At 69.0% G+C, this 18854-nt stretch carries 15 protein-coding genes; 4 read left to right on the forward strand and 11 right to left on the reverse strand.

Features of this window, described 5'->3' with window-relative positions; all coding sequences use genetic code 11:
• Positions 1 to 519 precede the first annotated feature (519 nt).
• The 3 genes from ACIRQ7_RS00005 to thyX all read right to left on the reverse strand — a co-directional run bounded on the left by ACIRQ7_RS00005 (position 520) and on the right by thyX (position 4191).
• Complete coding sequence (locus ACIRQ7_RS00005; protein WP_401463665.1) at positions 520 to 2205, reverse strand: ribonuclease J; 1686 nt, start codon at positions 2203 to 2205, stop codon at positions 520 to 522.
• 113 nt (positions 2206 to 2318) lie between these two features.
• Positions 2319 to 3218, reverse strand: a complete 900-nt coding sequence (dapA, locus tag ACIRQ7_RS00010) for a 4-hydroxy-tetrahydrodipicolinate synthase (RefSeq protein WP_401463663.1) — start codon at positions 3216 to 3218, stop codon at positions 2319 to 2321.
• 196 nt (positions 3219 to 3414) lie between these two features.
• Positions 3415 to 4191 (reverse strand): FAD-dependent thymidylate synthase, encoded by a 777-nt coding sequence (thyX, locus tag ACIRQ7_RS00015; protein ID WP_401463661.1) that lies wholly within the window; start codon positions 4189 to 4191, stop codon positions 3415 to 3417.
• Between the two features lie 234 nt (positions 4192 to 4425).
• Between thyX and ACIRQ7_RS00020 the strand changes: the two genes are divergently transcribed.
• Positions 4426 to 4665 (forward strand): hypothetical protein, encoded by a 240-nt coding sequence (locus ACIRQ7_RS00020; protein WP_401463659.1) that lies wholly within the window; start codon positions 4426 to 4428, stop codon positions 4663 to 4665.
• Positions 4666 to 4767: 102 nt separating this feature from the next.
• Positions 4768 to 5328, forward strand: a complete 561-nt coding sequence (locus tag ACIRQ7_RS00025; protein ID WP_404258735.1) for a PH domain-containing protein — start codon at positions 4768 to 4770, stop codon at positions 5326 to 5328.
• 42 nt (positions 5329 to 5370) lie between these two features.
• Here the strand turns inward: ACIRQ7_RS00025 and ACIRQ7_RS00030 are convergent, their stop codons facing one another.
• The 6 genes from ACIRQ7_RS00030 to eccD form a co-directional block, all read right to left on the reverse strand.
• Positions 5371 to 5823: a hypothetical protein gene (locus ACIRQ7_RS00030; RefSeq protein ID WP_403666276.1), complete on the reverse strand. Its 453-nt coding sequence runs from the start codon at positions 5821 to 5823 to the stop codon at positions 5371 to 5373.
• Between the two features lie 14 nt (positions 5824 to 5837).
• Positions 5838 to 6590: a 4-hydroxy-tetrahydrodipicolinate reductase gene (gene dapB / locus ACIRQ7_RS00035; RefSeq protein ID WP_401463653.1), complete on the reverse strand. Its 753-nt coding sequence runs from the start codon at positions 6588 to 6590 to the stop codon at positions 5838 to 5840.
• A 114-nt stretch (positions 6591 to 6704) separates the two neighbouring features.
• The gene (locus tag ACIRQ7_RS00040) at positions 6705 to 8084 is read right to left on the reverse strand and encodes a M16 family metallopeptidase (protein ID WP_404258736.1); all 1380 of its coding nucleotides are present in this window, start codon (positions 8082 to 8084) and stop codon (positions 6705 to 6707) included.
• Positions 8081 to 10303, reverse strand: coding sequence for a polyribonucleotide nucleotidyltransferase (locus tag ACIRQ7_RS00045; RefSeq protein WP_401463649.1), 2223 nt, complete (start codon positions 10301 to 10303; stop codon positions 8081 to 8083). Before ACIRQ7_RS00045 ends, ACIRQ7_RS00040 begins: the two co-directional genes overlap by 4 nt.
• 305 nt (positions 10304 to 10608) lie before the next feature.
• On the reverse strand, positions 10609 to 10896 hold the full coding sequence (gene rpsO / locus ACIRQ7_RS00050) for a 30S ribosomal protein S15 (protein ID WP_030991941.1): 288 nt from the start codon (positions 10894 to 10896) through the stop codon (positions 10609 to 10611).
• A 169-nt stretch (positions 10897 to 11065) separates the two neighbouring features.
• Complete coding sequence (gene eccD, locus ACIRQ7_RS00055; RefSeq protein WP_401463646.1) at positions 11066 to 12532, reverse strand: type VII secretion integral membrane protein EccD; 1467 nt, start codon at positions 12530 to 12532, stop codon at positions 11066 to 11068.
• 253 nt (positions 12533 to 12785) lie between these two features.
• Between eccD and eccCa the strand changes: the two genes are divergently transcribed.
• Positions 12786 to 16745 (forward strand): type VII secretion protein EccCa, encoded by a 3960-nt coding sequence (eccCa, locus tag ACIRQ7_RS00060; protein ID WP_404258738.1) that lies wholly within the window; start codon positions 12786 to 12788, stop codon positions 16743 to 16745.
• Between the two features lie 91 nt (positions 16746 to 16836).
• Here the strand turns inward: eccCa and ACIRQ7_RS00065 are convergent, their stop codons facing one another.
• Together ACIRQ7_RS00065 and ACIRQ7_RS00070 are read right to left on the reverse strand one after the other, a co-directional pair.
• Positions 16837 to 17577, reverse strand: a complete 741-nt coding sequence (locus tag ACIRQ7_RS00065; RefSeq protein ID WP_404258740.1) for a WXG100 family type VII secretion target — start codon at positions 17575 to 17577, stop codon at positions 16837 to 16839.
• Positions 17574 to 17882, reverse strand: coding sequence for a hypothetical protein (locus ACIRQ7_RS00070; RefSeq protein WP_401463640.1), 309 nt, complete (start codon positions 17880 to 17882; stop codon positions 17574 to 17576). Before ACIRQ7_RS00070 ends, ACIRQ7_RS00065 begins: the two co-directional genes overlap by 4 nt.
• Positions 17883 to 18119: 237 nt before the next feature.
• Here ACIRQ7_RS00070 and ACIRQ7_RS00075 point away from each other — a divergent pair, with 237 nt between their 5' ends.
• Positions 18120 to 18527 (forward strand): hypothetical protein, encoded by a 408-nt coding sequence (locus ACIRQ7_RS00075; RefSeq protein ID WP_404258742.1) that lies wholly within the window; start codon positions 18120 to 18122, stop codon positions 18525 to 18527.
• Positions 18528 to 18854 lie beyond the last annotated feature (327 nt).

An 18854-nucleotide genomic window follows, 5' to 3' on the forward strand; every position in this document is an offset into this window, starting at 1 on the left:
ACATTTGGCGTTGACTTTTGGCACGCTGTTGAGTTCTCAAGGAACGGACGCTTCCTTTGTGCCTGTTTCACCAGGCTCTCCGGGCGCTTCCCTTCGGTCTTGCGTTTCCGACTCTATCAGATCCTCGCGGTCCTGATTTTCGCCGGTGCGATCCGGCCTTTCGGCCTTTTCGCTTTTCCCACCGTACCAGATCCGTTTCCGTATCCGGCCCCCTGCAGGAGCGGGGTTGGCCTTCTTGCTTTCGCTTTCCGGCCTTTCCGACTCTATCAGATCCGATTCGGTCCGTTTCCGGCTCGAATTCAGTTCCGATTACCCGTCGGAGGGGTTTTGCCTTTCGGCTGATACCGACTTTATCAGATTGCTCTGGGCCGGAATTCCGCCCCCTTCAGGAAGGCCGTCGTACGCGCAGGCGTGCGGTGCTTCCCGTTCAGGCGGAGCCGTAAACGTACTGGAGCGGGGCGCCCGGATGCAAATCCGGGCGCCCCGCTCCGCTGGTGTACGTGAGTACGACGCGGTGCGTCAGACCTCGACGACCACGGGGAGGATCATCGGGCGGCGGCGGTAGTTGTCCGACACCCACTTGCCGACCGAGCGACGGACCAGCTGCTGGAGCTGGTGCGGCTCGGCGACGCCGTCCTGGGCCGACTTGGCCAGGGCCTCGTCGATCTTGGGGATCACGGCCGTCAGCGCCGAATCATCGATGCCCGAACCGCGGGCCTGCAGATGCGGTCCGCCGACGATCTTTCCGGTGGTGCTGTCCACGACCACGAAGACCGAGATGATGCCTTCGTCGCCGAGGATGCGGCGGTCCTTGAGATGGGTCTCGGTGACATCGCCGACCGAGAGGCCATCGACGTAGACATAGCCCGCCTGGACCTTGCCGACGATCTTCGCGACGCCCTTGACCAGGTCGACGACGACGCCGTCCTCGGCGATCACGATGCGGTCCTTGGGTACACCGGTCAGGGCGCCCAGTTCGGCGTTGGCCCGCAGGTGGCGCCATTCGCCGTGCACCGGCATGAGGTTCTTCGGCTTGCAGATGTTGTAGAAGTACAGCAGCTCGCCGGCCGAGGCGTGGCCCGAGACATGGACCTTGGCGTTGCCCTTGTGGACGACGTCCGCGCCCCACCGCGTCAGGCCGTTGATCACGCGGTACACCGCGTTCTCGTTGCCCGGGATGAGGGAGGACGCCAGGATCACGGTGTCGCCGGGGACGATCCGGATCTGGTGGTCGCGGTTGGCCATCCGGGACAGGGCGGCCATCGGCTCGCCCTGGGAACCCGTGCAGACCAGCACGACCTCGTCGTCCGGGAGGTCGTCGAGGGTCTTGACGTCGACGACCAGGCCGGCGGGCACCTTCAGATAGCCCAGTTCACGGGCGATGCCCATGTTGCGGACCATCGAACGGCCGACGAAGGCGACCCTGCGGCCGTATTCGTGTGCCGCGTCGAGGATCTGCTGGATGCGGTGCACGTGGCTGGCGAAGCTGGCCACGATGATGCGCTTCTGGGCGTTCGCGAACACCGTGCGCAGGACGTTCGAGATATCCCGCTCGGGCGGCACGAAGCCGGGGACCTCGGCGTTCGTGGAGTCGGAGAGGAGGAGGTCGATGCCCTCCTCGCCGAGCTTGGCGAACGCCGGGAGGTCGGTCAGGCGCCGGTCCAGCGGGAGCTGGTCCATCTTGAAGTCGCCGGTGTGCACGACCATGCCCGCGGGGGTGCGGATGGCGACCGCGAGGGCGTCCGGGATGGAGTGGTTGACCGCCACGAACTGGCAGTCGAAGGGACCGATCTTCTCGGTGTGCCCCTCCTTGACCTCCAGGGTGTACGGGCGGATGCGGTGCTCCTGGAGCTTGGCCTCGATCAGGGCGAGGGTCAGCTTGGAGCCGATGAGCGGGATGTCCGGCTTCTCGCGGAGGAGATACGGGACACCACCGATGTGGTCTTCGTGGCCGTGCGTGAGCACGATGCCGTCGATGTCGTCGAGCCGGTCCCTGATGGACGTGAAGTCCGGCAGGATCAGGTCGATTCCGGGCTGCTCCTCCTCAGGGAAAAGCACTCCGCAGTCGACGATCAGCAACCGGCCGCCGTACTCGAAGACCGTCATGTTGCGGCCGATTTCACCCAGGCCGCCGAGGGGGGTGACCCGCAGGCCGCCCTTGGGGAGCTTCGGCGGACGGCCGAGCTCGGGATGCGGATGACTCAAAAGACTCTCCTCACCACGCGCGCCACGCTGCCGTCGAGGCACGTGGCGCGCATGACATTCGTGCACTTGCTGTGTGGCGGTTGTTTGTCCATGTTCAGTTGTGAAGTCTGTGATTAGAGCTGTACCCCGCCGGCGGCAAGATCCCGCGTGAGCTGCTCCGTCTCCTCCGGGGAGAGGTCCACCAGCGGCAGTCGCAGCGGGCCGGCGGGCAGGCCCTGCAGTCCGAGTGCGGCCTTGGTGGTGATGACGCCCTGGGTGCGGAACATGCCGGTGAAGACGGGGAGCAGCTTCTGGTGGATCTCGGTGGCCTTGGTGACGTCGCCCGCGAGGTGGGCGTCCAGCATGGCGCGCAGCTCGGGGGTGACGACGTGGCCGACGACCGAGACGAAGCCGATGGCGCCGACCGAGAGCAGCGGGAGGTTGAGCATGTCGTCGCCGCTGTACCAGGCCAGGTCGGAGCGGGCGATGGCCCAGCTCGCGCGTCCGAGGTCGCCCTTGGCGTCCTTGTTGGCGACGATCCGCGGGTGTTCGGCGAGTCGCACCATGGTCTCGGTGTTGATCGGGACACCGCTGCGGCCGGGAATGTCGTAGAGCATGACGGGCAGCTCGGTGGCGTCCGCGATGGCCGTGAAGTGCCGCAGCAGACCCTCCTGCGGCGGCTTGCTGTAGTACGGGGTCACCGCGAGCAGGCCGTGGGCGCCGGCGTCCTGGGCGGCGCGGGCCAGCTCCAGGCTGTGGCGGGTGTCGTTGGTGCCGGCTCCGGCGACGACAAAGGCGCGGTCTCCGACGGCGTCGACCACAGCGCGGACGAGCTGGGCTTTCTCAGCGTCGCCGGTGGTCGGGGACTCACCGGTGGTGCCGTTGACGACGAGGCCGTCATTGCCGGCGTCGACCAGGTGGGCGGCGAGCCGCTGCGCGCCGTCGAGGTCGAGGGCGCCATCCGCCGTGAACGGCGTGATCATGGCGGTCAGCACCCGCCCGAAGGGGGTCTGCGGAGTGGAAGTCGGAGCCATGGGTCCCACGCTACTCGTAGCTCACCGCGGGATGCGCCTCTGGGGAGCAAGGATATGGACTCCGGCACTGCCTGCTCGGGGGTTCAAGCAGTGCCGGGTCCGTTTGTTCAGCGTAGATGAACTTCTCAAAATGCCGCAATCCGGACACATCGCACGTCTGTGCTCGGCGCCCCCGCTTCCGGCCCGCCGCCTGCGCTTACGGCGCCACGCGGCCGTTCGCATTGAATGCGCCGTAAGTGAGCGGCATCAGCTCGGCCCAGCGCGCCTCCATCTGCTCGCCGACCATCTCGATCTCGCGCTGCGGGAAGGAGGGGGTGGCCGCGAGCTCGTGCTGGGTGCGCAGGCCCAGGAAGTGCATCAGGGAGCGGGCGTTGCACGTCGCGTACATCGAGGAGAACAGGCCGACCGGGAGCACCGCGCGGGCGACCTCGCGGGCCACGCCGGCGGCGAGCATCTCCTGGTATGCGTCGTACGCGCGGCGGTAGGTGTCCTCCATGACGCGGCCGGTGAGCTCGTACTGGGCCTGGGTGCCCTCGACGAATTCGTACTTGCCGGGGCGGCCCTGCTGGACGAGCTTGCGGGACTCACCGGGGACGTAGAAAACCGGCTCCAGCTGGCGGTAGCGGCCGGATTCCTCGTTGTACGACCAGCCGACGCGGTGCCGCATGAACTCGCGGAAGACGAAGATCGGGGCACTGATGAAGAAGGTCATGGAGTTGTGCTCGAACGGGCTGCCGTGCCGGTCCCGCATGAGGTAGTTGATCAGGCCCTTGGAGCGCTCGGGGTCCTTCTGGAGCTCCTCCAGGGACTGCTCGCCGGCCGTGGAGACGCGGGCCGCCCACAGGACGTCGCTGTCGGCTGCGCTGTGCTTGACCAGCTCGACCGTCACCTCGCTGCGGAAGCGGGCGGCTGCACTGTCGGCGGGCGTACTGCTCGCGGCGCTCTCAGTGCTCTCGGCGGGGGTGTGGGACACCGGCGGTTCCTTCCGTTCGATCCTCGTGCGGCGCCCAGCCTACGGCCCGCCACTGACAGGCCGGGAAATGCCGTATGACGCGGCATCAGCGGAGGAAACGGACCCCCGGTGACGGAGGGCGGAGAGCCGGTTGATATTTTTCACAGAAGTTGCTGGAAACGGGCACCAAACGGACGCCAGATTCGTCTAACCCTGTGACAGTGCCCACCTCGAGGTTCCTAGGAGAGCCCGCTCATGTTCCGCCGGCGAGAGCCCGTCCCGTTCGCCTTTGTCGCCGAGGCAGACCGGTTCCGCAGCAATGTCACACCCCCGCCCCGAGAACGCACATCGCGAACGCAGCGCCTGGGCCAGTCCCTGATCACCCTGACAGTCGTGGGCGGCCTTGCCGGTGCCCTGCTGTTCGGTGTTCCGGCACTTCAGCAGGACAGCTCCGGCACCAGCCGGACGCATCAGTCCGAGGCGGCACATCGCTGATGGGGCCGGACGGGGCGCGCCGCTGAGTGGTTCCGCTCCGTCAGTCCCGATAGCCTCACCGGTCACAGCTTTCGTCAGCGTGCCCATGAGTGAGGATCAGCCGTGCCCCTGCCCTTCCTGACGGCCGACCGCGACCTCGATGTCGACAACAGTGCAGCCGATTCCCTCGCGCTGCCGCATGACGAGCCCGATCACTGGCGCCGTCCCTACCGCCCCGGACCGTGGCGCGTGGGGACGGCGGCGGTGCTTTTGCTGCTTGCCTCGTTCGTGCTGCTCTCCGCGATGATCATCGCGCTGGCCGGCTCGGTGCCCGGGGCCGTGGCCTGTGTGGTCGTGGGCGTGCTCGTGATCATTCTTGCCGTGCGCCTGCTGCGCGTGGGCGTGTGGGTCAGCGCGAGCGGCCTGCGGCAGGTGGGACTGCTGCGGACGACGACCGAGCCGTGGAGCGCCATCGCCTCGGTCCGTACCCTCCAGCAGCCGGTGCGCTGGCTGGGGCTGCCGCGGACGGTGCAGGGCCAGGCGCTGATCGTGCACCGGGTCGAGGGGGAACCGCTGCGCGTCCTGGTGACGGACCGCAACGGCGACTTCCTGTCCCGCCCGGAGGCGTTCGAGCGGGCCTCGGATGTCCTGGAGGCGTGGGCGGCGGAGTACCGCCCCGCGTAGGGTCTGCCCCGCCCAGGGCCGGTCCCCCGGGCCCGTACGGATTCAGGTCCGTACGGGCTCGTTGTCGTGCAGGGAGATGGCGCGCTGCATGGCCTTGCGGGCGCGCGGGGTGTCCCGGGCGTCGTGGTAGGCGACCGCGAGCCGGAACCAGGTACGCCAGTCGCCGGGTGCGTCCTCCGTCTCCGCCTGCCGCTTGGCGAAGACCTCGTCGGCGGAGTCGCGGTCGATGCGGCCGCCGGGGGTGCGCCGCAGTTCGTCGACCGGCAGGCCCCCCTCGGACTCCAGCTCGCGCGAGAGGATGCCGGCCTTGCGGGCGAACTGGGTGGTGTGCCAGAGGAACCAGAGGCCGATGAACGGCAGGACCAGGACGGCCACTCCGAAGGCGCCGGTCAGCAGGGTGCCCTGCTCGATGAGCAGGATGCCGCGGCTGCCGACGAGGACGAAGTAGACGACCAGGACCGCCGCGAGGACGAAGTAGGTGATCTTTGCGCGCACGGTGATTCAGCCCGTCAGCCCAGGTCGAGGAAGTTCTCCAGGCCCACGGTCAGGCCGGGAGTGGTCACCACGCGGCGCGCGCCGAGCAGGATGCCCGGCATGAAGCTGCTGTGGTGGAGGGAGTCATGGCGGATGGTGAGGGTCTCCCCCACCCCGCCGAGCAGCACCTCCTGATGGGCCAGCAGACCGCGCAGCCGAACGGAGTGCACGGGGATGCCGTCGACGTCCGCGCCGCGGGCGCCGTCCAGCGCGGTGCTGGTGGCGTCCGGCTGCGGGGCGCAGCCGGCGTCCTCGCGGGCCTTGGCGACCAGTTGGGCGGTGCGGGCCGCCGTGCCGGACGGGGCGTCCGCCTTGTTGGGGTGGTGCAGCTCGATGATCTCCGCCGACTCGAAGAAGCGGGCCGCCTGCTGGGCGAACCGCATGGTCAGCACCGCGCCGATGGAGAAATTGGGGGCGATGAGCACGCCCGCCTCCGGGGAGGCGGCGAGCCAGGTACGCAGCTGCTCCAGGCGCTCGTCGCTCCAGCCGGTCGTCCCGACGACGGCGTGGATGCCGTGCCGCAGGCAGAAGTCGAGGTTGCCCATCACGGCGCCGGGGTTGGTCAGCTCGACGACGACCTGGGCGCCGGCCTCGACCAGCGTCTCCAGTTTGTCGCCGCGGCCGAGTCCGGCCACCAGCTCCATGTCCTCGGCGGCCTCGACGGCTCGTACGGCCTCGGAGCCGATGCGCCCATGGGCGCCGAGTACGGCCACGCGCAGCTTGCTCATCGTTTCCAGCTCTCTTTTCGGTGATGCGGCGGGTCGGTGCCGCCCTGGGACACCCGCCCCGGGCCCGTCGGGTGGATCAGGCCCGGCGAGCCCGGCCTGATCCACCCGGCAGACCTAGGCGATGGCGTCGTCCAGGCGGGCGGCCTGCCGGTCCTTCAGGGGACCGATGACGGACAGCGAGGGGCGGGCGCCGAGTACGTCGCGGGCCACCTCACGCACCTCGTCGGGGGTGACGGCCGCGATCCGGGCGAGCATCTCGTCGACGGACATCTGCTCGCCCCAGCACAGTTCGCTCTTGCCGAGGCGGTGCATCAGCGCGCCGGTGTCCTCCAGTCCGAGGACGGTGGATCCGCGCAGCTGGCCGATCGCCCGGCGGATCTCGTCGTCGGTGAGGCCGTCGGACGCCACCTTGTCGAGTTCGTCGCGGCAGATCTTGAGCACGTCGTGCACCTGGTTGGGACGGCAGCCCGCGTAGACGCCGAACAGTCCGCAGTCGGCGAAGCCCGAGGTGTAGGAGTACACGCTGTAGGCCAGGCCGCGCTTCTCGCGGACCTCCTGGAAGAGCCGGGAGCTCATGCCGCCGCCGAGCGCGGTGTTCAGCACGCCCATCGCCCAGCGCCGGTCGTCCGTACGGGCCATGCCGGGCATGCCGAGGATGACGTGGGCCTGCTCGGTCTTGCGGTTGAGCAGGTCGACGCGGCCGCCGGCCCGGATGGTGCGGGCACCGGCCCGCGGGGCCATCGGGGTGGCGTCGGGATGCTGGGGGGCTCCGGCCCGCTCGAAGGCGCGGCGGACCAGGCGGACGACCTTGGCGTGGTCGACGTTGCCCGCCGCGGTGACGACGAGGTGGGTCGGGTCGTAGTGCTTCTTGTAGAAGCGGCGGATGCGCTCGGGGGTGAGGGCGTTGACCGTGTCGACGCTGCCCAGGACCGGGCGGCCGAGCGGGGTGTCGCCGAGCATGGTGTGCGCGAACAGGTCGTGCACGCAGTCGCCCGGGTCGTCCTCGGTCATCGCGATCTCTTCGAGGATGACACCGCGCTCCGCGTCGACGTCCTCGGGCTCGATGAGGGAGCCGGTGAGCATGTCGCACACCACGTCTATGGCGAGCGGCAGATCGGCGTCCAGCACCCGCGCGTAGTAGCAGGTGTACTCCTTCGCGGTGAAGGCGTTCATCTCGCCGCCGACCGCGTCGATCGCGGCGGAGATGTCCAGTGCGCTGCGCCGCTCGGTGCCCTTGAAGAGCAGGTGCTCCAGGTAGTGGGTGGCGCCGTTGAGGGACGGGGTCTCATCGCGCGAGCCGACGTTCGCCCAGATCCCGAAGGTGACGGAGCGTACGGACGGCAGGGTCTCGGTGACGATGCGCAGACCGCTGGGAAGGGTCGTCCGGCGGACCGTGCCTGCGCCCGCGGTGCCCTTGAGAAGCGTTTGGGTACGGGCGACGGCCCGCCCCTCCGAAGAGGTGCGGGCCGTCGTCGCGTGCGTACGGGACGTCACTTGGCGGCGTCGTCCTTCTTGTCGTCGCCTTCGGCGTCTTCGCCCTCGATCACGGGGATCAGGGAGAGCTTGCCGCGCTGGTCGATCTCGGCGATCTCGACCTGCACCTTGGCGCCGACCGCGAGCACGTCCTCGACGTTCTCCACGCGCTTGCCACCGGCGAGCTTGCGGATCTGCGAGATGTGCAGCAGGCCGTCCTTGCCGGGGAGCAGGGACACGAACGCACCGAAGGTGGTCGTCTTGACGACCGTGCCCAGGTAGCGCTCGCCGACCTCCGGCATGGTCGGGTTGGCGATGCCGTTGATCGTGGCGCGGGCGGCCTCGGCGGCCGGGCCGTCGGCGGCACCGATGTAGATGGTGCCGTCGTCCTCGATCGTGATGTCGGCGCCGGTGTCCTCCTGGATCTGGTTGATCATCTTGCCCTTGGGGCCGATGACCTCACCGATCTTGTCCACGGGGATCTTGACGGTGATGATCCGCGGGGCGTTGGGGGACATCTCGTCCGGGACGTCGATGGCCTCGTTCATCACATCGAGGATGTGGAGGCGGGCGTCGCGGGCCTGCTTCAGCGCGGCGGCCAGGACCGAGGCGGGGATGCCGTCGAGCTTGGTGTCGAGCTGCAGCGCGGTGACGAACTGCTTGGTGCCGGCGACCTTGAAGTCCATGTCACCGAAGGCGTCCTCCGCACCGAGGATGTCGGTGAGGGCGACGTAGTGGGTCTGGCCGTCGATCTCCTGGGAGATCAGGCCCATGGCGATACCGGCGACCGGGGCCTTGAGGGGCACACCGGCGTTCAGCAGCGACATGGTCGAGGCGCAGACCGAGCCCATGGACGTCGAGCCGTTGGAGCCCAGCGCCTCGGAGACCTGGCGGATCGCGTAGGGGAACTCCTCGCGGGTCGGCAGGACCGGCACGATGGCGCGCTCGGCGAGCGCGCCGTGGCCGATCTCGCGGCGCTTGGGCGAGCCCACGCGGCCGGTCTCACCGACGGAGTACGGCGGGAAGTTGTAGTTGTGCATGTAGCGCTTGCGGGTCACCGGGGAAAGGGTGTCCAGCTGCTGCTCCATACGGAGCATGTTGAGGGTGGTGACGCCCAGGATCTGGGTCTCGCCACGCTCGAACAGCGCCGAGCCGTGCACGCGCGGGATGGCCTCGACCTCGGCGGCGAGCGTACGGATGTCCGTCACGCCACGGCCGTCGATGCGGACCTTGTCCTTGATGACGCGCTCGCGGACCAGCTTCTTGGTCAGCGCGCGGTAGGCACCGGAGATCTCCTTCTCGCGGCCCTCGAACTGCGGGAGCAGCTTGTCGGCGGCGATCTCCTTGATGCGGTCCAGCTCGGCTTCGCGCTCCTGCTTGCCGGCGATGGTGAGCGCCTTGGCGAGCTCGCCCTTGACGGCGGCGGTGAGCGCCTCCAGGACGTCGTCCTGGTAGTCGAGGAAGACCGGGAACTCACCGGTGGGCTTGGCGGCCTTGGCGGCGAGGTCCGACTGGGCCTTGCACAGCACCTTGATGAAGGGCTTGGCGGCGTCCAGACCGGCGGCGACGACCTCTTCGGTCGGGGCCTCGGCGCCGTCCTTGACCAGCTGGATGGTCTTCTCGGTGGCCTCGGCCTCGACCATCATGATCGCGACGTCGCCGTCCGGGAGGACGCGGCCGGCGACGACCATGTCGAAGACGGCGTTCTCCAGCTCGGTGTGGGTCGGGAAGGCGACCCACTGGCCGTTGATCAGGGCGACACGGGTGCCGCCGATCGGGCCGGAGAACGGCAGGCCGGCCAGCTGCGTGGAGCAGGAGGCGGCGTTGATCGCGACCACGTCGTAGAGGTGGTCGGGGTTGAGCGCCATGATCGTCTCGACGATCTGGATCTCGTTGCGCAGGCCCTTCTTGAAGGAGGGGCGCAGCGGCCGGTCGATCAGGCGGCAGGTGAGGATCGCGTCCTCGGAGGGCCGGCCCTCACGACGGAAGAAGGAGCCGGGGATCTTTCCGGCTGCGTACATCCGCTCCTCGACGTCCACCGTCAGGGGGAAGAAGTCGAGCTGGTCCTTGGGCTTCTTCGAAGCGGTGGTGGCCGACAGCACCATGGTGTCGTCGTCCAGGTACGCCACGGCGGAGCCGGCGGCCTGCTTGGCCAGGCGGCCCGTCTCGAAGCGGATGGTGCGGGTGCCGAAGGAACCGTTGTCGATAACGGCCTCGGCGTAGTGGGTCTCGTTCTCCACCAGGGATATCTCCTCGTCTGCGTCCGCTGCCCGTGTGGCAGGGGACCGTCTTCGGTGGAGCGCCGTGCGGGCCGGTCTTCGATCGAAGCACCCGGAGTGATGACGCATGGACGCTGTCCATGGATCGTCCGGGGGCCACTACCGAGGACCGGCGGCCAGGAGGCGCTCCTACCGCGTTCGCTTTTGCGATATGGCACCAGACTACAAAGCTTCCGTCCACCTCGGGGCGGGGGAAGTGTCAGGTGCGTACGGCAAAGGGAGCGGCCCCCGGTGGGAACCGCTCCCTCTGCGGCATCATGCTGGGCTTACTTGGCGCCCGCCGCGCCGCGGCGGATGCCCAGGCGCTCGACCAGCGCACGGAAGCGCGTGATGTCCTTCTTGGCCAGGTACTGCAGCAGGCGGCGACGCTGGCCGACCAGCAGCAGCAGACCACGGCGGGAGTGGTGGTCGTGCTTGTGGGTCTTGAGGTGCTCGGTCAGGTCCGAGATGCGGCGGGAAAGCATCGCGACCTGGACCTCGGGGGAACCGGTGTCACCTTCCTTGGTGGCGAACTCGGTCATGATCTGCTTCTTCGTTGCGGCGTCGAGCGACACGCGGCACTCCTCAGTGGTCTTGGCCCTCGAGCGCCCCTGGATTTGCTTCACAGGGAATCTTTGATGACTCGACCGGGCCGTCACACAGCGTACCAGCTGGAAACGGCCCCCCGACCGGGTGGTCGGGGGGCCGGAAAACACCGGAATAGAGGGGCCGGGCGGGCGCTCGCTACTCGGTACCGGTGAGGCCGCGCACGGTGCTGTAGACGTCCAGGACCGCCAGGCACAGTGGGACCAGGGACAGCAGGACCAGACCGTCGAAGATGTCGAAGATCCGGCCCCAGAAGGGGGTGACGCCCTTGCGCGGGACGACCAGGCCCACACCGACCAGCAGGGCGGCGCCAGCCGCGATGCTGCTGGAGAACCAGACGGTGCGGATGTTCAGCGGACCGGAGTCGTTGAACTTGCCGAGCTCGACGAAGATGTCCATCGGCGGGTGCAGCGCGATGCCCAGGATGAGCAGGACGATCGTGAGGATGCCGGCGATGGTCAGGCAGGCGACCTGCGCGGTGTAGTCGAAGAGCCGGGCGCGGAGCATGATCGTGATGCCCGCGGCCAGCGCCATCAGCTGGGCCCAGCCGTTGTCGGAGAAGCCCAGGACCACACCGGCCGAGCCGACGACGAGGGCGGCGCAGCCGGCGACGAGGCCGAGCAGCAGCTCGTGACCGCGGCGGGCCTGATTGCCGATCTTGAGGAAGTCGACGGACTCGGTCTCGCCGCGCTCGCCGTCGTACCCCTTGGCGATCTGGTCGGGGGATTTGTAGCCGATGGGGAGCCGGGCGAAGCGTGCGGAGAGTCCGGGCAGCCAGGCGACCAGGGCGATGGAGACGGCGGCGGTGACCGCGGCGACCTCGCGGGGTGCGGCGCCGGTGAGGATCGCCGCGAAGACCGCGAGGGTGCCGATGGCGGACAAGAAGGCGGCCGCCACGAACGGCGCGTCACCGCGCGGGAGCAGGACCACCAGGAGTACGGAGGCGATCAGGACCGTCACGCAGCCGACGAGCAGGTGCAGCCGGCCGGGGCCGGAGCCTTCCTCGACGGGGAAGATGCCGGAGCCGGCGAGCAGCAGATGCGGCAGCGCGGCCAGGCCCAGCGCGATGGAGGAGCCGTGGTCCTCGTAGACCCGGGCGCGGACACCGGCCAGGGCGACGAGGACGATGCCGACGACGCCGGCGATGATGCCGGGCAGCCGGTGCATGTCGCGGTCGACGGGGTTCGAGAACCACAGCGCGAACGCCATCATGACGAGCAGCAGCACGCCGGCGGTGAGGCCGACGAAGTTCATGAGGTCGTCGCTCCAGCGGCTGCGGTTGCGCTTGACCGCGGAGGCGACGGCGTCCGAGACGTCGTCGAAGACCGGGAGCGGCAGCGACTCCGCGAACGGCTTCAGCAGCAGGAGGTCGCCGTCGAGGATCTGCTGCTGCGCGAGGGACTGCCCGGCGTCAAGTACGGTGCCGTCGCGGCGCACCAGGTGGTAGCCGGTCGGGGCGCCTTCCGCCTGGGACTGTCCGGAGAGCCGCAGGATCTCCGGGTAGATGTCGACCAGCGCGACGTCTTCCGGCAGAGCCACATCGATCCGTGCGTCCGGCGCAGCGACTGTGACCCGGCAAAAGCCGGTGCCTGTGGTCGTGCTCACCTGGCGGTTCCCCCTATCCGTTGGGCGTTTTGTCGCGTCGCGCGCCGTATATATGGAGCCGTCACTACAGGGCTTCGGCACGCTCGCGGTGCGTCAGCGTACCGTCCGATTCGACGGCTGCCCCACCCACCCCGGCACTTGACGTTTAACAGTAGGATCAACGCCTGCGTCGAGCCAAGGACTTGGTTCGGGGGACCGTCAAACCAACGGGGGCGGTCCGAGACTGCGAGATGCATGAAGGACTGATGCCTCGGTGAGCGTTGTCATCGTCAAGCGCCCGCCCCGCGCGCTGCCACCTGAAGTTCCCTCCGAGGAGGTGACTCTCGAGGCGCCTCCGGAACTCCCCAGGGAAGGCGAAGGGGACAACATTCTGATGAGCCTGATGCCCATGATGGGCATGGCTTCATCGGCGGGCTTCCTCTTCATGGGCAACCAACCGTTCATGAAGATCATGGGCGGCGTCATGGTGGTGTCCACCCTGGCGATGGCGATCGTACAGATCGTCAAGGCCCGCCAGGGGCCTTCCGGACAAATGCTTCAGGAGCGCCAGGACTACCTCAAGTACCTTACGCAGAAGCGGAAAGAGGTACGGCGTACCGCACGCAAGCAGCGCGATGCGCAGCTCTTCACGCACCCCGACCCGGGCCAGCTGTGGTCGATCGTGGCCGAGGGCAAGCGGGTGTGGGAGCGCAGGGCGACCGACCCGGACTTCGCGCAGGTGCGACTGGGGCTGGGGCCGCAGCAGTTGGCCACTCCCCTGAAGGCTCCCGAGACCGCTCCGGTCGACGAGCTGGAGCCGCTCACCGCGCACGCGATGAAGGAATTCCTGGACAAGCACGGCAGCTTGGACGATCTGCCGCTGGCGGTCTCGCTGCGCGCCTTCTACCACCTGACGGTCTCCGGTGACCCGGACACGGTGTACGGCGCCTCGCGTGCCATCGTCGCGCAGCTGTGCACGCTGCACTCGCCCGAGGACCTGGTGGTGGCGGTCGTCGCCGCGCCCGGTGCGCAGGCGGAGTGGGAGTGGACGAAGTGGCTGCCGCAGGTCCAGGACAAGACCGTGGACGGTGCCGGTACCCGTCGTCTGGTGGTCGGCGACCTCGGTGAGATCGAGGAGATGCTGGCGGACGAGCTGGACGGCCGCGGGCGGTTCAACCCGCAGGGCACTCCGGTGACCGACACCCCGCACGTGGTGGTGGTGCTGGACGCCGGCGAGGTGCCGATGGACTCGGTGATCGCCGGTGCGGAGGGTCTGCAGGGCGTCACGATCCTGGAGATCGTGCCGGGCGACCTGGACGAGATCCGCGGTGGCCTGGCCGTGCAGGTGTGGCCGAACAAGCTGGTGCTGGAGTCGGCAAGCGGCGCGGTCTACCAGGGTGTCTGCGACACCCTGTCGATCCCGGAGGCCGAGGCGCTGGCGCGTCAGCTGGCCCCGCTGCGGGCCGGTTCGGGCGCGGACGGCGAGGAGCCGCTGCTGTCCAACCTGGACTTCACCGACCTGATGAACATCGGTGACGCGGGTTCCGTCGACGTCCAGCGCACCTGGCGGCCGCGGACGCTGCACGAGCGGCTGCGGGTGCCGATCGGTGTCGACAAGGACGGCCAGCCCGTCATGCTCGACATCAAGGAGGCCTCGCAGGAGGGCATGGGCCCGCACGGCCTGTGTGTCGGTGCGACCGGTTCGGGTAAGTCCGAGGTGCTGCGCACCCTGGTGCTCGCCCTCGCGGTGACGCACTCCTCCGAGACCCTCAACTTCATCCTCGCGGACTTCAAGGGTGGCGCGACCTTCACCGGTATGTCGGAGATGCCGCACGTCGCTGCGGTCATCACCAACCTCGGTGAGGACATCAGCCTGATCGACCGCATGCGTGACTCGATCACCGGTGAACTCCAGCGCCGCCAGGAGCTGCTGCGCTCGGCGGGCAACTACGCCAACATCACCGACTACGAGAAGGCGCGCGCCGCGGGCGCTCCGCTGGACCCGCTGCCGTCGCTGGTGATGGTGCTCGACGAGTTCTCCGAGCTGCTCACCGCCAAGCCCGACTTCATCGACATGTTCATCCAGATCGGCCGTATCGGCCGGTCCATGGGTGTGCACATGCTGCTCGCCTCGCAGCGTCTGGAAGAGGGCAAGCTGCGCGGTCTGGACACCTTCCTGTCCTACCGGCTGGGTCTGCGGACGTTCTCCGCCGCCGAGTCGCGTACCGCGATCGGTGTGCCGGACGCCTACCACCTGCCGAACGTTCCCGGTTCCGGCATCCTCAAGTACGACACCGAGACGATGGTCCAGTTCAAGGCCGCGTACGTCTCCGGTGCCTACCACGGTCCCGGTGGCGGCGGCGGTGGCGGTGGCAGCCGCACCAACCGGCTGCCGGTGCCGTTCACGGCGTCGCCCGTCGTCGAGCAGATCATCGAGGAGCCGGTCGTCCAGGACGAGCCGGAGGCCGAGCGGCAGGACGACGCGCTCGCCGACACCGTGCTGGACGTCATCGTCCAGCGCATGCAGGGCCAGGGCCCGCCGGCCCACCAGGTGTGGCTGCCGCCGCTGGACGAGTCGCCGACCGTCAACCAGCTGCTGCCGACCCTCGCCGTCACCCCCGAACGGGGTGTGCACGCGCCGGACTACACCGCGCTGGGCAAGCTCGTGGTGCCCGTCGCGCTCGTGGACAAGCCGTTCGAGCAGCGGCGTGACGTGATGTACCTGGACTTCTCCGCAGGTGCCGGTCACGGCCTCGTCGTGGGTGGTCCGCAGTCCGGTAAGTCCACGCTGATCCGGTCCGCGATCGCGGCGTTCTCGCTCACCCACACCCCGCAGGAAGTGCAGTTCTACTGCCTCGACTTCGGCGGTGGCGGCATGCTCGCCATGGAGGGCCTGCCGCACATCGGCGGTGTCGCCTCGCGTCTGGACGCCGAGAAGGTGCGCCGTACGGTCGCCGAGGTCGTCGGCATCCTCAACGAGCGCGAGGAGTTCTTCCGGCAGAACAACATCGACTCCATCGCCACCTACCGCCAGCGGCGGGCGGCGGGTGCCTTCCCCGACGAGAAGTGGGGAGACGTCTTCCTCATCATCGACGGCTGGGGCACCTTCAAGACCGACTACGAGCAGCTCGACCCGGTGATCCTGGACATCGCCGGCCGGGGTCTCGGTTTCGGTGTCCACCTGATCATCGGTGGCTCGCGTTACACCGAGGTGCGGCCCGCCCTGCGCGACCAGCTCCTCAACCGCGTCGAGCTGCGCCTGGGTGACCCGATGGAGTCGGAGTTCGACCGCAAGCGCGCGGAGAACGTCCCGATGGGCAAGCCCGGTCGCGGTATGTCCCCCGAGAAGCTGGACTTCCTCGCGGCGATGCCGCGGCTGGACGGGATCAGCGACCCGGAGTCGCTCAGCGACGGCATGGCGAACCTGGTGGCGACCGTCAACGAGCACTGGCAGGGCGAGCCCGCCCCCAAGGTGCGGATGCTGCCGACGCTGCTCAACGTCAACGAGCTGCCCAAGGGCAACGACTACCCCGAGCACGGCATCGCGATCGGTGTCGACGAGACGACGCTGTCGCCGGCGTTCATCGACTTCGAGACCGACCCGCTGCTGGTCATCTACGGCGAGAGCGAATCGGGCAAGTCGTCGCTGCTGCGCCTGCTGACGAAGCAGATCGCCGAGCGGTACGCCTCGGACAAGGCACTGCTGGTGGTCTCCGACTACCGTCGTGCGCTGCTCGGCGAGGTCCCGGAAAGCCACATGTACAAGTACTGCGCAGCGGGACCGCAGTTGCAGGAGGTCATCACCGGTCTGGCGGGTTCGCTCGGCCGGCGGATGCCCGGTCCGGACGTCACGCCGGAGCAGCTGCGCAACCGCAGTTGGTACGACCTGCCGGACGCGTTCGTCGTCGTCGACGACTACGACCTGGTGGCGACCAGCAGCGGCAACCCGCTGCAGCCGCTGCTGGAGTACCTGCCGTTCGCGCGTGACCTCGGTCTGCGGCTGATCCTGGCGCGCAGCTCGTCGGGTGCCGGACGGTCCTCGTTCGAGCCGGTCATGCAGCGCACCAAGGAACTGGGTGCGCAGGGCCTGATCCTGTCCGCCGACCCGGGCGAGGGTCCGCTGATGGGCAACGTCAAGGGGCAGAACCTGACCCCCGGCCGGGCGACGTTCATCACGCGTAAGCGTGGCGCGCAGCTCGTCCAGACGGGCTGGCTGCCGCCGAGCAGCTCCTGACCGGATACGCACAACGGCGGTGGGGCGTCCCTCTTCGGAGGGGCGCCCCACCGCCGTTCGCGGTGCGGGACGGGTGCCGTCGGCGGGTGGTTCAGCCGAAGGCGCCGTGCTGGTTGCTGTCCGGCCCCGGCCGGCCGGAGGGGGCCTCGTCGGCCGGGGGCGTCCCGCCGCCCGACGGCTCCGCCGCCCGGGGGGAGGACGCGGCGGGCGCGGCCTTGGTGCCCTGCGCGGCGTTCGGGGCGCTGCCGCCGGCCGCGCGCGGCTCGGGGGCGGCCGGTGTGCTCCGTACGCCCTTGGCGATGCCCTCGCCGCCGCGCGTCTTCGCCTCGTCGGGGGCCGGCGGTCCGAACGGGTCGGCGCCCTGCGGCGCCCCGGACGTCTCCCACTGATGGGTCAGGGTCGGCCGCTGCCCCTGGCCGCCCCCGCCGCCCCGCTTGCCGAACGCGCCGCCCATGGAGGCGGCGAGCTGACCGAGGGCCATGAAGCCGTATCCCATGTTCATGCCGGAGGACTGCGAGCCGCCGGAGGAGGTGTCCGCGGGCTGCGCGGCGTGGTCGGTGCCGCCCTCACCGCTGTGGTCGGCGGGCTGCGCCGCGGCGGTCTCCAGGTCCGCCGCGGCCAGCTCGAAGGCGGGCAGCGAGTCGTCGACGGACCGCTTCAGGCGGTGCCAGTCGGCGGCGAACGCCTCGCCCGCGGGACCGTGCCAGTTGGCCGCGGCCGCGCTGCCGACCTGCCGGTCCAGGCCGCTGACGAGGGAGTCGAGGTGCTTGCCCATGTCCCGCCAGCCTGCCGCCGCTTCGTGCAGGGCCTCGGGGTTGCGTCGCTCGGTCATTTGACGCTCCGCATCATCTCGACGAGCTCTTCCTCGGCTGCCCGGGTGTTCGCGACGGTCTCCTTGATGCCGGCGCCGACCTCGGTGAGCCGCTGCTGGAGCTGTCCCAGGGCGCGTTCGGCCTGTTCGTAGAGCTCCTGGTAGGGGCGGGCGGCCTCCTGGCTGCCGAAACCGTCGCGCAGCGCCTCGGCATCGGCCCGTCTTCTGAATGCGGCCAGCTGCCGGCCCAGATCTTCCGCGGATATCTCGAAGGACGCACCGAGCTTGTGCAGCTCCTCGGTACTGATCCGGACCTCGTCGGACATCATTTCTCCCCGAATTGAATGGCAGCTACTGCCGAACACGGCCACAGGTCTAGCACACCGTCAATGGGCTCGAAGCCACGTGCGAAGCGGGCGGACAACAGAGCGCGGAATGCAGAGGGATCAATACCCGGCATTGCCGACAACCCCGCCTTGACGTCCGCTTCATACCCGTCATTACACTCAGGACGCCGGTGCAGCACACGCGGTTGCTGTGCCACCACGCACAAGGGGGCAAACATGAGCAATGAGCGGGAAATCCAGGACCAGGACCTGATGGACGTCGCGCAGGACGAGGAGCAGGCGCACCGGCTGCGGAAGGCGCTCAAGACGCTGTCGGACAACCCCAACGTCGGCGGCAAGCTCCAGGAGATGGCCCGGGAGGTGCTCTCGGGGCGGATCGGCATGAAGGACGCCATCGAGACCCCGCGCTACATGGACGCCCTGGGTGACCGGATGAACGAGATCCGGCGGGCGGCGGAGAACCAGACGCAGGCCGAACGCGAGGCCTCGCGCGAGCAGTTCGCCGCCTGGCAGAAGAAGGAAGACGAGAAGGAGGACAAGGAGCGCGCGGAGCGGGACGGCCCCTCGGGCAACATCGTCACGGCCCCGCGCCGCTCCGGCCGCGGCGGCGGCCACCGCGGCTGAGCGGGCCGACGGGGTCAGTCTTCTGCGGCTCCCGGTATCCGTATCGGTCTCGGAATCGGTATCGGGATCGGTATCGGTATCGGGATCGGTGTACGTAACCGGCCTATGTGTACATCCGGATCTGCGTCGCATATCCGTCGGGCCAGGATATCGCTCATGATTTCCGGAGCGAGAGCGTAAGCGGGAGCAGTCGAAGGGGAAACCAGGACCCCTCGGCACAAAGTTCAGGAAACGGGGCGGCGGGGCGGGAGATCCGCAGGGGACCCCTGGGAGATGCGCGGAGACCCCTGGGAGATCTGCGGGCACCTGGGAGATCTGCGGGGTCCG

The organism is Streptomyces sp. NPDC101393 (assembly GCF_044767385.1).
Lineage (GTDB): Bacteria > Actinomycetota > Actinomycetes > Streptomycetales > Streptomycetaceae > Streptomyces.